This is a genomic window from Streptomyces capparidis (assembly GCF_054782095.1).
In genome coordinates, this window is record NZ_BAAGTD010000006.1 from 92941 (window position 1) to 107382 (window position 14442).

14 protein-coding genes are annotated in these 14442 nt (G+C 74.9%); 2 read left to right on the forward strand and 12 right to left on the reverse strand.

Annotated features, from left to right (window positions below):
* Positions 1-133: 133 nt before the first annotated feature.
* The 11 genes from ACYVO2_RS07545 to ACYVO2_RS07595 form a co-directional block, all read right to left on the reverse strand.
* A complete protein-coding gene (locus tag ACYVO2_RS07545; protein WP_461006825.1) occupies positions 134-1069 on the reverse strand; it encodes an alpha/beta hydrolase family protein in 936 nt (311 codons plus the stop codon).
* Positions 1066-2334 (reverse strand): kynureninase, encoded by a 1269-nt coding sequence (gene kynU / locus ACYVO2_RS07550; protein WP_461006826.1) that lies wholly within the window; start codon positions 2332-2334, stop codon positions 1066-1068. Before kynU ends, ACYVO2_RS07545 begins: the two co-directional genes overlap by 4 nt.
* Positions 2327-3160 (reverse strand): tryptophan 2,3-dioxygenase family protein, encoded by an 834-nt coding sequence (locus ACYVO2_RS07555; protein ID WP_461006827.1) that lies wholly within the window; start codon positions 3158-3160, stop codon positions 2327-2329. The genes kynU and ACYVO2_RS07555 overlap by 8 nt, the downstream gene beginning before the upstream one ends.
* Positions 3161-3316: 156 nt before the next feature.
* Positions 3317-3730, reverse strand: coding sequence for a DUF3151 domain-containing protein (locus ACYVO2_RS07560; RefSeq protein ID WP_461006828.1), 414 nt, complete (start codon positions 3728-3730; stop codon positions 3317-3319).
* Positions 3731-3849: 119 nt separating this feature from the next.
* The gene (fbaA, locus tag ACYVO2_RS07565; RefSeq protein WP_461006829.1) at positions 3850-4872 is read right to left on the reverse strand and encodes a class II fructose-bisphosphate aldolase; all 1023 of its coding nucleotides are present in this window, start codon (positions 4870-4872) and stop codon (positions 3850-3852) included.
* Positions 4873-5193: 321 nt separating this feature from the next.
* A complete protein-coding gene (gene pyrE / locus ACYVO2_RS07570) occupies positions 5194-5736 on the reverse strand; it encodes an orotate phosphoribosyltransferase (protein WP_461006830.1) in 543 nt (180 codons plus the stop codon).
* Between the two features lie 4 nt (positions 5737-5740).
* Positions 5741-6598, reverse strand: a complete 858-nt coding sequence (locus tag ACYVO2_RS07575) for an aldose epimerase family protein (RefSeq protein WP_461006831.1) — start codon at positions 6596-6598, stop codon at positions 5741-5743.
* Positions 6599-6699: 101 nt separating this feature from the next.
* Entirely contained in the window at positions 6700-7641 is a 942-nt protein-coding gene (locus ACYVO2_RS07580; protein WP_461006832.1) for an SRPBCC family protein, read from the reverse strand.
* A gap of 29 nt (positions 7642-7670) precedes the next feature.
* Positions 7671-9290, reverse strand: a complete 1620-nt coding sequence (locus ACYVO2_RS07585) for a polyamine aminopropyltransferase (protein WP_461006833.1) — start codon at positions 9288-9290, stop codon at positions 7671-7673.
* Between the two features lie 152 nt (positions 9291-9442).
* Positions 9443-9949: a DUF2617 family protein gene (locus ACYVO2_RS07590; RefSeq protein WP_461006834.1), complete on the reverse strand. Its 507-nt coding sequence runs from the start codon at positions 9947-9949 to the stop codon at positions 9443-9445.
* A gap of 506 nt (positions 9950-10455) precedes the next feature.
* The gene (locus ACYVO2_RS07595) at positions 10456-10722 is read right to left on the reverse strand and encodes a hypothetical protein (RefSeq protein ID WP_461006835.1); all 267 of its coding nucleotides are present in this window, start codon (positions 10720-10722) and stop codon (positions 10456-10458) included.
* Positions 10723-10903: 181 nt separating this feature from the next.
* Between ACYVO2_RS07595 and ACYVO2_RS07600 the strand changes: the two genes are divergently transcribed.
* Together ACYVO2_RS07600 and ACYVO2_RS07605 are read left to right on the forward strand one after the other, a co-directional pair.
* Positions 10904-12088, forward strand: coding sequence for a pyridoxal phosphate-dependent aminotransferase (locus tag ACYVO2_RS07600; RefSeq protein WP_461006836.1), 1185 nt, complete (start codon positions 10904-10906; stop codon positions 12086-12088).
* A gap of 390 nt (positions 12089-12478) precedes the next feature.
* Positions 12479-13714: a hypothetical protein gene (locus ACYVO2_RS07605; RefSeq protein ID WP_461006837.1), complete on the forward strand. Its 1236-nt coding sequence runs from the start codon at positions 12479-12481 to the stop codon at positions 13712-13714.
* A gap of 114 nt (positions 13715-13828) precedes the next feature.
* Here the strand turns inward: ACYVO2_RS07605 and ACYVO2_RS07610 are convergent, their stop codons facing one another.
* On the reverse strand, positions 13829-14383 hold the full coding sequence (locus ACYVO2_RS07610) for a type III secretion system chaperone family protein (protein WP_461006838.1): 555 nt from the start codon (positions 14381-14383) through the stop codon (positions 13829-13831).
* Positions 14384-14442 lie beyond the last annotated feature (59 nt).

Genomic DNA, 14442 nt, shown 5'->3' on the forward strand with positions numbered 1-14442 from the left:
GGGTCGGCCGTCAGGAAAGGAAGCTAGGAACCGCGGTGTGTGGTCGGCGTCCCGCGGGGGAGCCATCCCGCGCGGTGGCTCGCGGGTACTACGGGGAGGACGCCCCCGGCCCCCGCCGGGCCGGGGCGGGCGGCTACGGGTACCGCAGCAGCTCCGCCTCCAGCACCCGGCAGGCGGGCGAGCCCGGCTCGACCAGGGTGAAGTGGCCGGTGCGGTCGAGGGCGACCAGCCGGGCGCCGTCCCCGGCCGCGCGGGCCGCGGCGACGAAGCGCTCGGAGAGGGTGAACGGCACCGAGGCGTCGTCCCGCCCGTGGATCAGCGTGGTCGGCACGCCCGTGGGCAGCAGGGCGGCCGGGTCGTACTCGGCGAGCAGCGCCGGGTCGCCGCGCAGCAGGTCGGCCACGGCTCCGTCGCCGACGTCGAGCACGAGGCCGTGCGCCAGGTCGGCGACGGGGGCGAGCGCCACCACCGCGTCCACCGCGTCGCCGTGCGCGGCCGCGGCCCACAGCGCCAGGTGGCCGCCCGCGGAGTGGCCGACGACCACCTGCCGCCGATCCGCCGCGCCCGGCCGGTGCCGGTCGGCGAGCCGCCTGGCCACGACCACCACCCGCCCGACGTCCTCGAACATCCCCGGGCGGCCGGGCGCCTCCCCCGGCCCGTCTCCGGAGGCGTCCTCCTGCGGCCAGATCCCCTCGCCCTGCCAGGTCTCCTCCTTCTCACGGGGGAGGACGGCGGTCACCCTGCGGTACTCGGCGAGCGCCACCGCGAAGCCCCGGCCGGCCAGGTGCGCGGCCAGCGGCGACAGGTGCCGCCGGTCGAAGCGCTCACGCCAGAACCCGCCGTGGAGCAGGGTGACGAACGGCAGGTCGCCCGGCTCGTCGGGGAACCAGAAGTCGATCACCTGGTCGGGGTGCGGCCCGTAGGGCTCGGTGACCGGCGGGGGCACCGGGGGCAGCCCCAGGACCCGCCGCTCCTCTTCCTCCCCCGGCGCCGCCGGAGGTGACCCGGCCGGGCCCGGCCGGGTCACCTCCGGCGGGATCAGCTCCTCCGGCGGGGTCAGGTCGGTCACGGCAGCACCTCGGCGAGCGTGCGCGCCGCGCGGACCGCGTCGGCGAACCGCGTGTACAGCGGGGTGAACCCGAACCGCAGCACGTCCGGCTCCCGGAAGTCGCCGACGACGCCCCGGGCGATCAGCGCGTCCATCACCTCGCGGGCGCCGGCGCACCGCAGCGACACCTGGCTGCCGCGGCGCTCCGGCTCCGCGGGCGTCACCGGCAGCACCAGGCCGGACGGCACCAGGGCGGCGACGCAGGCGAGGAAGAACTCCGTCAGCGCCAGGCTCTTGGCCCGCACCCGCTCGATCGGCACCCCGTCCCAGACGTCGAGCGCGGCGTCCAGGGCCAGCAGCGACAGGATCTCCGGGGTGCCCACCCGGCCGCGCACCGCCCCGGGGGCGGGGCGGTAGGAGTCCTCCATCGCGAACGGGTCCGCGTGGGAGTTCCAGCCCGGCAGCGGCGAGTCGAAGTCCTCCTGGTGGTCCGCCCTGACATAGAGGAACGCGGGCGCGCCCGGGCCGCCGTTGAGGAACTTGTAGGTGCAGCCGACCGCGAGGTCCACCCCGTGCCGGTCCAGCTCCACCGGCAGCGCGCCGGCGCTGTGGCACAGGTCCCACACGGTCAGCGCCCCGCGCTCCCGCACGGCCCGGGTGATGCCCGGCAGGTCGTGCAGCTCGCCGGTGCGGTAGTCCACGTGGTTCGCCAGCACGGCGGCCGTGCGCGGGCCGGTCTCGGCGGGCAGGTCCGCGACGGGCACGGGCCGGGCCTCGCAGCCGGTCATCCGCGCGGCGGAGCGCGCGATGTAGCCGTCGGTGGGGAAGGTCGCCGCGTCCACCAGGACCTCGGTCCTCGACGGGTCGCGCCGCTGCGCCAGGCGCACCGCGCCGACCACGGCCTTGAAGACGTTGACGCTGGTGGAGTCGCCGGCGACCACCTGCCCCGGGGCCGCGCCGACCAGCGGCGCGATCCGGTCGCCGACCCGCTCGGGCGCCGTCCACCAACCGCTCTCGCTCCAGGAGCGGATCCTCAGCCGCCCCCACTCGTGGGCGACGACCTCCGCCAGCCTCCCGGGCACGGCGGCGGGGAGGGCGCCCAGGGAGTTGCCGTCCAGGTAGACGGTCTCCTCGTCGAGGACGAAGCGCTCGCGCAGCGGCGCCAGCTCGTCCGCGGCGTCCAGCTTCTCCGCGAGCCGGCCGAGCTCGCCGGGCGGCAGCGGCCCGGCGGGCAGGGCATACGGCAGGGCGGGGGGCAGGCCGTGCGGCAGATCGCGCTCAGACATGGCTGCGCGCCGTCCACAGCTCGGGGAACACCTGCCGCTGCACCCGCTTCTCCAGCCAGGCCACGCCCGAGGAGCCGCCGGTGCCCGGCTTGGCGCCCATGGCGCGGCGGGTCGCCACCAGGTGGTCGCTGCGCCATCGCCACACCTGCTCGGCGACGTCGGTCAGCACCTCGCCGAGCCGCACCAGGTCGGCGTGCTGCGCCCCGGCGTACACCTCCTGCCAGACCCGCTCCACCCCCTCGTCGGGCTCGTACCTGACGGTGACGTCCCGCTCCAGGACGTGGCGGGGCACGTCGTGGCCGCGCCGGTGCAGCAGCCGCAGCACCTCGTCGTACAGGCTCGGCTCGTGCAGCGCCTTCTCCAGCTCCGCGTACTGGTGGGGCACGCCCCGGTGCGGCACCAGCATGGAGGCGGACTTCTCACCGAGCAGGAACTCCACGCGCCGGTACATCACCGACTGGAAGCCCGAGCCCTCGCCGAGCGCCTTGCGGTAGGCGTTGAACTGCGCCGGGGTGAGGTTGGACAGCGGCTTCCACGAGGCGTTGAGCGCCTCCAGCTCGCGCACGCTGCGGTGCAGCGCGTCCATCGCCCGGGGCAGGTCGTCGTCCCGGACGGCGCGCGCCGCCGTGGTCCACTCGTGCACGAGCACGGTGAACCACAGCTCCATGACCTGCGACGTCACCAGGAAGACCATTTCCCCGGGCTCGTCGGTCACGGGATGCTGCAAGCCGGTGAGGACGGACGCCTTCACATAGTCCTCGTACGGTGTGGTGCCCTCGAAGTCCAGGAGCGGCTCGCTGTGCCCCTCGTGCGCCGTGTCAGGCATCGCCTTCCTCCTCCGCCCGGGATCGCCGGGCCTCGCGGAGCTGGTGTGGTGGTGTGGCGTTGGGGCCCGGCCGCGGTCGGCGGGGCCGCGGGTTGTCCGCGACCCCAGCCGCCCGCGGCCGGGGTGGTGCGCGGTGGAACCGTACCGGCGGTGCGGTCAGGCCAGGATGTCGGCGGCCGCGGGCGAACTGTCCCGCAGGAAGGTGGAGCAACGCTCGGCCTCGTCCGTCTCGCCGATGGCCTCGGCGGCGCGGGCGAGCGCGGCCAGGGCGCGCAGGAAGCCGCGGTTGGGCTCGTGCTCGTAGGGGACCGGCCCGTGGCCCTTCCACCCGTTGCGGCGCAGCGCGTCCAGACCCCGGTGGTAGCCGGTGCGGGCGTACGCGTAGCTCTCGACGAACCGTCCGGCCGCGTGCGCCTCCTCGGCGAGCCGGGCCCAGGCCAGGGACGACGTCGGGTACTTCGCCGCCACGTCGGCGGGCGCGGTCCCGGACTCCAGCAGCTCGCGCGGTCCCGGCTCGTCGGGCAGACGGGTCGGAGGCGGACCGCCGAGCAGGTTCTCGTGAATGCTCATACGGACAGTCTGCCGCGCCGGACGCACAAGGGCCCGGCAACCCCAGGGGAGCTGCCGGGCCCCGGACGGCGCACGGGTCGCGCCCGAGCGCCGGGACGGCCGTGGTGGCCGGTTCCGTGCTACTTCAGGGCCTTGCCCGAGGAGCGCAGGTCCTCGCAGGCCCGGGTCACGCGGGCGGCCATGCCGGCCTCGGCGGACTTGCCCCAGGAGCGCGGGTCGTAGGTCTTCTTGTTGCCGACCTCGCCGTCCACCTTCAGCACGCCGTCGTAGTTGCGGAACATGTGGTCCACGACGGGGCGGGTGAAGGCGTACTGGGTGTCGGTGTCGAGGTTCATCTTCACCACGCCGTTCTCCAGCGCCGTGGTGATCTCCTCGATGGTGGAGCCGGAGCCGCCGTGGAAGACGAAGTCGAACGGGCTCTGCTTGCCGTACTTGGCGCCCACGGCCTCCTGGAGCTCCTTGAGCAGCTCGGGGCGGAGCACGACGTTGCCCGGCTTGTACACGCCGTGCACGTTGCCGAACGACGCGGCGAGCAGGTAGCGGCCCTTCTCGCCCAGGCCGACCGCCTCCGCGGTGCGGATGGCGTCCTCGACCGTGGTGTACAGCTCGTCGTTGATCTCGTGGGTGACGCCGTCCTCCTCACCGCCGGTGGGGGTGATCTCCATCTCGAGGACGATCCGCGCCTTGACGGCCTCGGCCAGCAGCTCCTTGGCGATCTCCAGGTTGTCCGCGAGGGTCTCGGCGGAGCCGTCCCACATGTGCGACTGGAACAGCGGCTCGCGGCCCTCGGCGACGCGCTCCTGCGAGATCTTCAGCAGCGGCCGGACGTAGCCGTCGAGCTTGTCCTTCGGGCAGTGGTCGGTGTGCAGGGCGATGTTCACCGGGTACTTGGCCGCCACGATGTGCGCGAACTCGGCGAGCGCCACCGCGCCCGTGACCATGTCCTTCTTGTACTGGCCGCCGAGGAACTCCGCACCGCCCGTGGAGATCTGGACGATGCCGTCGCTCTCCGCCTCGGCGAAGCCGCGCAGGGCCGCGTGCAGCGTCTGGGAGGAGGTGACGTTGATCGCGGGGTAGGCGAACTTGCCGGCCTTCGCCCGGTCCAGCATCTCGTTGTAGATCTCGGGAGTCGCGATGGGCATGTGTCCGCTCCTTGTGGCCTGCGGGGTGTGGCGGCTTCTCGTCGGCACCGGGCCGGCCGGAGAACACCGCCCGGGGTGTCGTACGCAACGCCCACATCCTCCCAGATTCGCCGCCTTGGTTTCACCACCTGCCCAGGTTTTGATCACAGTCCGGTACGGCCCGTCCGGGTGATGTCACGCTGTGTTTCACGTGAAACATGGGCGCGGGGCGGCGGGACAAGGGCAGAGGCGCTGCCGGGAGGCGGTGCGGGGCGGGACCCGGGAGGCCAGGGGGCCGAAGCCGCCCCGAACCCCCGCCGGCGCTCCGCCCCGGGCCCGGGGTCACTCCAGGCCGAGGTCCTCCAGCGTGTACGCGTAGTAGTACGGCAGCCCGGCCTGCTGCACGGCCGGGGCGGCGCCGCGCTCCACGACCACCGCGACCCCGACGACCTCGGCGCCCGCCTCGCGCAGCGCCTCCACGGCGGTGAGCACCGAGCCGCCGGTGGTGGAGGTGTCCTCCACGGCCAGCACCCGGCGGCCCGCCACGTCCGGGCCCTCGATGCGGCGCTGGAGGCCGTGGGCCTTGCCCGCCTTGCGGACCACGAACGCGTCCAGAGTGCGCCCGCGCGCCGCGGCGGCGTGCAGCATCGCGGTGGCCACGGGGTCGGCGCCCAGGGTGAGGCCGCCGACGGCCTCGTAGTCCAGCTCCGCCGTCAGGTCCAGCATCACGCCGCCCAGCAGCGGGGCCGCCTCGCCGTCCAGGGTGATGCGGCGCATGTCCACGTAGTAGTCGGCCTCGCGGCCGGAGGAGAGGGTGACCCTGCCGTGCACCACGGCCTTGTCCTTGATCCGCTCCAGCAGGGTGCGGCGGTCGTCCGAGCTCATGGGGTCAGAGCCTACGCCAGCGCCAAGTGGTGGAGAGCTCCAGCGGGTCGATGGGGGTGACCAGGCGCGGAAGGGTGTTCAGCCCGTTGGGCGGGCCCGACTGGGGCTCCACGCACAGCGCGTCGGACTGCTCGTCGTACACCACGACGTACTCGGCGCGGCTGGTCACCCGCAGCTCCAGTTCACCCGGCCAGGTGAGGGTGACGTCGACGCCGTCGGGCATCCCGAAGCAGTCGTCCCACGGGCCGGGGCGGGGCTCGATCCGCTGCCCGGTGGGCAGGTGGTCCTCGCCGCGCTCCTCCTGCCAGGCGGCGTCGAACGCGATGCGCGCCTCCTGCCCGTCCTCGCTCAGACGGCGCAGGAACCACGGGTGCCAGCCCGCCTGCGCCGGGAAGGACTCCTCCGCGGTCTCCACGGCGAGGGTCAGCGTCAGGCTGTCGGGGGCGAGTTCGACGATCTGGGTGACGCGGCCCCGGTACGGCCACGGGTCGGTGAGGTCGTAGGTGAACGTGGCCGAGGCGGGCGTGTCCGCGGCCCGCACCCGCCGCCAGGCGCTGCCCACACCGGTGCCGTGGATGGCGTGCGGCGGGGAGTTGACGGGGAGTTGGTGCAGGACGGGCCCGTTGCGGAACCGTCCGCGGTCCACGCGTCCGGCCCAGGGCACCATCGGGAAGCTGCCGTACCCGTGGGGGCGGGGCGAGGCCGTGCGCAGCAACTCGGTGCCGCCGACGCGCAGCGAGCCGAGGCGGCAGCCGTCGGCGGGCAGTACGGTGACCTCCGCGTCGCCTGCGGTCAGCAGGACCGGAGCGGCGGTGGCGGACGGGTTCCCGGTCGCCGCGGGCTCGGGGGTTGGGCTGGACACGTGCGCACTCCTCGTCGTCGCGTGGCCGAGGCGCCCCGCAGGCACCGGCCCCGGGCCCAGATTATCGATCGAGTCCGGAGGTCCGGTGGACCGCCCCCGCGTCAGCGGCGTCTTCGCAGCACCCGGCTCACGACCACGGCCGAGGCGACCAGCGCCGCGGCGGCGGGTCCCGCCCAGCGCAGGGTGGCGGCGGCGCGCACCGTCTCCGGCGCGGCGACGGGGGCGTACCGGCCGCGCGGCGGGGCGTGGTCCACCTCCTCGGTGGACCGGCCGATCATCGTCCGCCTGGCGTTGCCGACGACGGGCTCGTCCGAGGAGTCCGCCGGCCCGAGCCCGGCGTCGGGGCGGGCGGCGTCGGAGGACGGGGCGGACGGTCCGTCGGCGGAGGAGGGGGGCCCGTCGGGGGCGGGTTCGTCGGCGGGCGCCGTGTCGGCCGGGTCGGAAGGAGGGGAGGGAGGAGGAGACTCCGCGGAAGAGGCGGGGTCCCCGGCCGCGCTCCCGGCGACGCCGGAGGTGCCCTCGTCCCCCTCGTCCCGCACGCCGAGGTCCGTGTCCCCGTCCGTGCCCCGCGCCGAGTCCGTCTCCTGCGCCGAGTCCGTGTCCGTGTCCAGCTCCCCGGCCAGTTCCGTGCCGAAACGGTCCAGCAGGCGGCGCCCGGCGGCGTCCGCGGTGTCGTCGTCGAACCGGCTCAGCCGTCCGTCCGCCTCCACGGTGCCGGAGAACCGCAGCACCGCGGTGCCCTCCTCCTCGCCCGGCTCCGCCGCGACGTCCAGCCGAAGCTTCACGCCGCCGTCGCCGCGCGCCTCGCCGCCGTCGGCCTCCACCCGCAGGCCGTCGCCGCGCGGCCGGGCGCGCAGCGTGCCGCGGTAGGTGATGGTCGAGCCGCCGACGCGCAGCCGCAGCTTGGCAGCGGTGCCGCCGTCGGCGCCGGGCTCCCCCGGCTCGGTCTGGAGCCCCGGCACCAGGCGGAACAGCCGCTGCGGGTCGGCGAGGGCCCGACGTACGTCGTCCACGGGACGCGGAACGTTCACCAGGTGCTCCATGGCGTGGAGCCTACCCAGCGGCCGGGCGGCTATGGCGCTGTTGCGCTCAAGTAGCGCGGGTGCATGAGGGTGGACGGCGGTTCCCTGCGGCACTCGCCCCTGGCCAGTTGCCCGGCGCCGCGCAGGGTGGCGGCGGTCAGCGAGCGCAGCTTCGGCGCGCGGTGGTCCAGGCGCAGCTCGGGCCGGTGCCGCGCGGCGACCACGAACCCCCAGTTGCCGGACCGGGCCCGGGCGGGCACCGGGCCGCCCTCGTCCCCGGCGTCCGCGGTGCGGCCGGGGACCCGGTAGGCGGTGGTCTCCAGGCCGGCCGCGCGCAGGGTGGCCACCACCGTCCAGTACGCGCGCGGCCTGCGGTCGGCCGGTCCGGCGTGCACGGCGATCCGGCCGCCCGGGGCGAGCGTCCGGCGGGCCAGGCCGTAGAACTCCCGCGAGTACAGCTTGCTGCTGCGGGTCATGCCGGGGTCGGGCAGGTCGGAGACGACCACGTCGTACGTCCTCCTGGGGGCGTCGCGCAGCCACTCGAAGGCGTCGGCGGACACGCCCCGAACGCGGGGGTCCTCGTGCGCCCGCCGGTTGAGGGCGGACAGGCCGGGGTCGGTGCGGGCGAGCTCCATCAGCCGCGCGTCGAGGTCCACCACGGTGACCTCGCGGACGCACGGGTAGCGCAGCACCTCGCGCAACGCGAGCCCGTCGCCGCCGCCGAGCACCAGGACCCTGGCGTGCGGGCCCGCCATGGCGGGGTGCACCAGCGCCTCGTGGTAGCGCCGCTCGTCGGCGCCGGAGACGCGCAGCCGCCCGTCGAGGAACAGCCGCAGCGAGCGGGCGTCCCGCCCGGTGAGGACCACCTCCTGGACGCCGGTGTGCTCGGCGTGCCGCACGGGCGCGCCGTAGATGGCCTGCCGGGCGGCGTTCTCGAAGGTGCCCGACAGCCCGGCGGAGGCCACCAGCGCGGCCAGCACCGCGACGTTCGCCGCGCACAGCCAGGTGCGGTGACGGGCCGACAGGTCGCCGCGGAACAGCCACAGCACCAGCGCCCCACCGGCGACCGCGTTGACGCCGCCGGTCAGCAGCGCCGCGTCCAACTGACCGAGCAGGGGCAGCATCAGGAACGGGAAGGCCAGGCCGCCGACGAGGGCGCCCACGTAGTCGGCGGCGAACAGGTCGGCGACGGCGCCGCCCGGGTCCTGCCGCCGCACCCGCTGGATCAGCGCCACCAGCAGGGGTATCTCGGCGCCGACGAGCAGGCCGATGACGAAGGAGAAGGCGACCAGCGCCGAGGTGGCCTGCCCGAACCACGCGTAGCAGGCGTAGAGCCCGAACGCGGAGAGGCCGCCGACGAGGGCGAGCAGCACCTCCACCACGGCGAACCCGGCCGCCGCCCGCCCGTACCACCGCTTGGCGAGCAGCGAGCCGAGGCCCATGGCGAACACCATGACGGACAGGACCACGGACGCCTGGGTCACCGAGTCGCCCGCCAGGTAGGCGGCGAGCGCGACCAGCTCCAGCTCGTAGACCAGCCCGCAGGCCGCGCACACGAACGCGGCGAGCAGGACGATCCGGCGGCCGGTGCCTGAGGAGACGGGGAGCCGCGAACCGGCCTGCCGTCCACCGCGCAGGCCCGGTGTCACCCGATCGGACTGGTCAATCATGCGTAGACGCTACGTCACTCTACGCCCACGAAGCGTCACTCACATGAGTGGACTTGATCGCATACGCGGCCGACTCACCGACACGTGTGCCCATCCGCGGGCCCCCGGCGCCCCCGCCAACCGCCTCCCCGGGGAGGCGGCCGGGCGGCCCGTCAGCACCGCAGGGACACCCTGGTCCTGGTCACCACCAGGCTCCCCTCCTGGGGGTAGGCGTGCCAGGTCCGCCAGTCCACCACCCCCTCGCCGAACCGTGCCACCAGGGCGGTGAAGGCGTGGGGGTCGCCGGGGAAGGTGCCGGCGAGCGCGCGGGGGTGCTCCGCCACCAGGTCGAGCACCTCCCGCGCCCGGCCGGCGAAGGCGGACGGGGACAGGGTTTCTATGCGGGCGGCGAACTCGTAGTCCCAGCCGCCGAGGCGCTCGGCCACCCCCGCGGGCAGCGGCGCGGTGCGCCCCGGCAGGCAGGCGACGGTCTCCGAGCAGCTTTCGCCGCGGTGCGCGAGCAGCACCTGGTGCGAGGCGCCGAGCAGGCGCAACTGGACCTCGATCCCGTCCGCGTCGAGGTCGAGGACGGCCAGCGCCGGCAGTGGCGACCTGCCGAGACACCAGGCCAGATCTCCCGCGCGCGTGTCCGTGTAGGACGTGTGGAGTGTGGTGAGCATGGGTCGGCCTCCGCAAGCACGAGTGCACGGTGGAACATGGGCCGGCCCGCCCCGAAGGGGGGACCTTGGGGAAGAGGAAATGGCCGACGCCGCTCACGTAGGAGGTCTCGGGTTCCTCCGCCAGGTAGCAATAGACAAGTGCGTCGCGCCCATTTGGCTACTACCACTGTCCTCGGGTTTTCATACCTGCCGAAAAGGAGGCATCCGGCCGCGGACCCCGGCTGAACAGGAGGCGCGGTTCCCGCAGGCGTCGGGAGCATATTCCCATTGCCATATGCGGAAAGCATATGAGGGCGGTTTTCCGCTTCCCCGCGGCCCGGCTTCCCCGCAGTCGGGCTTCCCGCGCGGGGCCCGCGTCACTCGCGGGCCCCGCTCCGCGCCGGAACGCCCATTCCCGGCGCCCCGCTCCCGGCACGGCCCCCTGTCATGCGCCGCCGTCCCTCGCCTTCCTTCCCGGCCCCGGGCGTAAACCCGCCCCGGTCCCGGCGCCCTCCCGGGCCACCGGCTCAGTCGCCGCCACCGCCGCCACCGCCGCCGCACGAGTCGCCGCCCGACGAGCCGAAGGAAAAGCCGCCGGACGACCCTCCCGAGTCACAGGAGGAAGCGGAATTCCCGCCGCCCCACCAGGTGCCGCCGTGATCCGGCGTTCCGCGGCCGGACCGGCCCGGCCGGTAGCCGGACCGGGACTCGCGGCGGACGGATGTGGACCACACCGCCAGCGCCAGCAGACCGACGAAAACCACCAACAGGAATCCGAATGCGTAACCCACCATTTGCGTACCTTTCTGACGCAATCCCCCGAAGCGGGTTGGCCGCGTGCGGCCGAGTGCTCCGTTCCGTCATGATGCCCGCGGCCCGAATCGCCCAAAGCGGAGTTGAGGAACCCCAGAGGTTGCGCGCACCATGGCCACCGGCCGCCGCAGCGGGACGGCGGGGTATCCGAGGGAGACGCGCATGGACCGGCCGCCGCTCAACCGCCGTCTGGCGGGCTTCGGCACGACGATCTTCGCCGAGATGTCCGCCCTCGCGGTCCGCACCGGGTCGATCAACCTCGGCCAGGGCTTCCCCGATACCGACGGCCCCGAGGCGGTGCGCGAGGCCGCCGTGCGGGCGCTGCGCGACGGGCGCGGCAACCAGTACCCGCCGGGGCCCGGCATCCCCGAGCTGCGCACCGCGATCGCCGCCCACCAGCGCCGCAGGTACGGGATCGAGCTCGACCCCGACACCGAGGTGCTGGTCACCGCCGGCGCCACCGAGGCGATCGCCGCCGCGCTGCTGGCGCTGGTCGAGCCGGGCGACGAGGTGATCGCCCTGGAGCCGTACTACGACTCCTACGCCGCCTGCGTCGCCATGGCGGGCGGCACCCGGGTGCCGGTGACCCTGCGCCCCGGCGCGGACGGCGACGGCAACGCGGTCTTCCGCCTCGACGTGGACGAGCTGCGCGCCGCCGTCACCCCCAGGACGCGGCTGATCCTGCTCAACACCCCGCACAACCCCACCGGCACGGTGCTGACGCCCGCCGAGCTGGCCGCGGTCGCCGAGCTGGCCCGCGAGCGCGACCTGCTGGTGGTCACCGACGAGGTGTACGAGCACCTGGTGTTCGACGGCGTCCACGTGCCGATCGCCACCCTGCCCGGGATGCGGGAGCGCACCGTGACCATCGGGTCCGCCGGCAAGACGTTCTCGCTCACCGGCTGGAAGATCGGCTGGGCGACCGGCGCGCCCGAGCTGGTGGCGGCGGTGCGCACGGCCAAGCAGTTCCTCACGTACGTCAGCGGCGGGCCCCTCCAGTACGCCGTCGCGGAGGCGCTGGCGCTGCCCGAGACGTACTACGAGGAGTTCCGGGAGGACCTGCGGGCCAAGCGGGACCTGCTCGCCGCCGGGCTGGCCGACGCCGGGTTCGGGGTGTTCCGGCCCGCGGGCACGTACTTCGTCACCACCGACATCCGGCCGCTCGGCCACCACGACGGGGTGGCGTTCTGCCGGGAGCTGCCGGGGCGGTGCGGGGTCGTGGCGGTGCCGAACGCGGTGTTCTACGACCACGCGGAGCAGGGCGCGCCGTTCGTCCGGTTCGCCTTCTGCAAGCGCGTCCCGGTGCTGGAGGAAGCCGTCGCCCGCCTGAAGGCGCTCGCCCCCTGACCCTCCCGGTCCCGAGCTCCCCGTCCCGGGGCGCCGGGCTCGCGGCCGACGGAGCACGCCGGGTCACCCGTCCGGGTGGAAGCCCGCGCGCCTGCCCGTGGCCGGACGCGCGAGCGGGAATCAACCTCACAGTCCGCGGGCCGACGGCCCCGACGTTCCCCCGGCCGCGGCCCGGATCCCAACGGCCGCGGGGCGCGGGGCCGTTGGCCCGCCGGACCGGTGGGCCGCGCCGCCGGTCCGGTCGCCCGGCGCCCGGTGGTGCGGCGTCCCGCGGCCCTGCGGTCCCGCGGACGGCGCGCCGGGGTCCGCCGGGCCGAAGGCCGCCCGCGCCCACGCCCGCGCCGCCCACCCCGGCGCGGGCCAAGCCCCGCGACCCCTAGGAGCGGAACTGTGTACACGGCCGACCCGGTAGCCGAACGGCCCGAGGCGGCCGACGGCGCGGCAGCCGCCCTCCCCTCCGCCGCCCCCTGGCCCGTCCGGCTGCGCGCCGCCCTGCGCCGGGCGGCGCCCGCCCTGGGCGCGTACGCCGCCGCGCGGGCCCTGGGCGTGGGCACGCTCACCCTGTGGGCGTCCCATGTGGGGATGCGGCCGAGCGAGCGGCTCGGCGTGGCGTGGGACGGCCACTGGTACGTGCGCATCGCCACCTACGGGTACGGGACGATCATCCCGTCGGCGGACATGCGCGGGATCTTCTACGACGACCAGGCGTTCTTCCCGCTGTACCCGGCCCTGATCCGGGCCGTGGCCACGGTGGCGCCCGGGGGCCCGGTGGACGCGGCGCTGCTGGTGTCGTGGACGGCGTCCCTGGTGGCCGCCTGGGGCATCTACCTGGTCGGCGAGCATCTGCGGGGCAGGCGGGCCGGGGTGATGCTGGCGGTGCTGTGGGGGGTGCTGCCGCACGCGCTGGTCCAGTCGATGGCGTACACCGAGTCGCTGCTGACGGCGTTCGCCTCCTGGTCGCTGTACGCGGTGCTGACCGGCCGCTGGCGCTGGGCGGGGGTGCTGGCCCTGCTGGCCGGCCTCACCCGGCCGAACGGCATCGCGGTGGCCGCGGCGGTGTGGACGGCGGCGCTGCTCGCGGGGCGGGCCGGCCGGGGCGGGTCCTGCGGTGTCCCCGGCCCCGCGGCGGACCTGCGGGGCCGGTGCGTGGCCGTGGTGCTGGCGCCGCTGGGCTGGCTGGGCTACGTCGCCTGCGTCGCCGTGCGCACCGGCCGGCTCGACGGGTACTTCGCGGTGCAGCGCGGCTGGGGCTCGGAGTTCGACTGGGGGGCGTTCAGCGCCCAGTACGCGCGGAACCTGGTGATCGGGCGGGCGTACCTGGTCAGCCATGTGGCGCTGGTGCTGGTGTGGGCGGCGGTGGTGCTGTACGCGCACCTGCTGGTGTCACGGGTGCCGCTGCCGCTGGCCGTCTACAGCGGCGTGCTGCTGTTCATCTCGCTGGGCGGCACCAACTACTTCCAGTGCAAGCCGCGCTTCCTGCTGCCCGCGTTCGTCCTGCTGCTGCCGGTGGCGCACGCCCTGGCCAGGGCCCGCCCGCGCACGGCGCTGCTGGTCCTGTCGGCGCTCGGCCTGACCTCCGCCTGGTACGGCACCTATCTGCTGACGGTGTCGCCGTACGCGCTGTGACCGCGCGCGCCGTGCCCCGTTCGGGCAGCCCAGCGACCCCGGCGGGCCGTCTCCCGCCGGGGTCGCACCTCGTACTCGGGCGCTCCTCGCTCGCAGCCGGGTGCGGCCCGGCCGTCAGCCCTGCTCGCCGCCGCCGTCACCGGCGGCGCCGTCGCCCTCGTCGCCCTCGGGCTTCTCCTCCAGGCCCAGGCGCTCGGCCAGCCACTGGTCGAAGCCGATGGCCGCCTGCACCCAGCTCGCGGTGCTGGAGACGAAGTGCTCGAGGTTGACCCCGGCGGCCAGGATCATCTGCGACTCGCCGATCAGCCGCACCACACCGTCGTCGTGCGTGTGGGTGTAGACCTTCGGCCACAGGGTGTCACGGTTCCACTCGTCGATGATCTCGAGCAGCTCCTGCTTCTGCTCGATGGAGTAGGGGCGGTCGTAGAAGGTGCGGACCGCGTACAGCTCCTGGTTGTCCCCCCGGAACATGAAGTAGACGCGGAAGCCCTCCCAGGGAGCCGCGAGGTCGCCGTCCTCGTCGACGACGTACTTCAGCTCCATCTGGTCGAGCAGTTGCTTGACCAGGTCCTGGTCTGGCTTGATCACCGGCGGCACGCCGCCGGGTCCCGCTTGCGGGTTCGGCCGCTGCGGGCCGAAGTTCGGGATGGAGGACGGGTCGATGCTCACTGCGGAATTCTCCTTCTGATGGACCCCGGCCATCCTCCCTCATGCCCGCCCGTGGCACG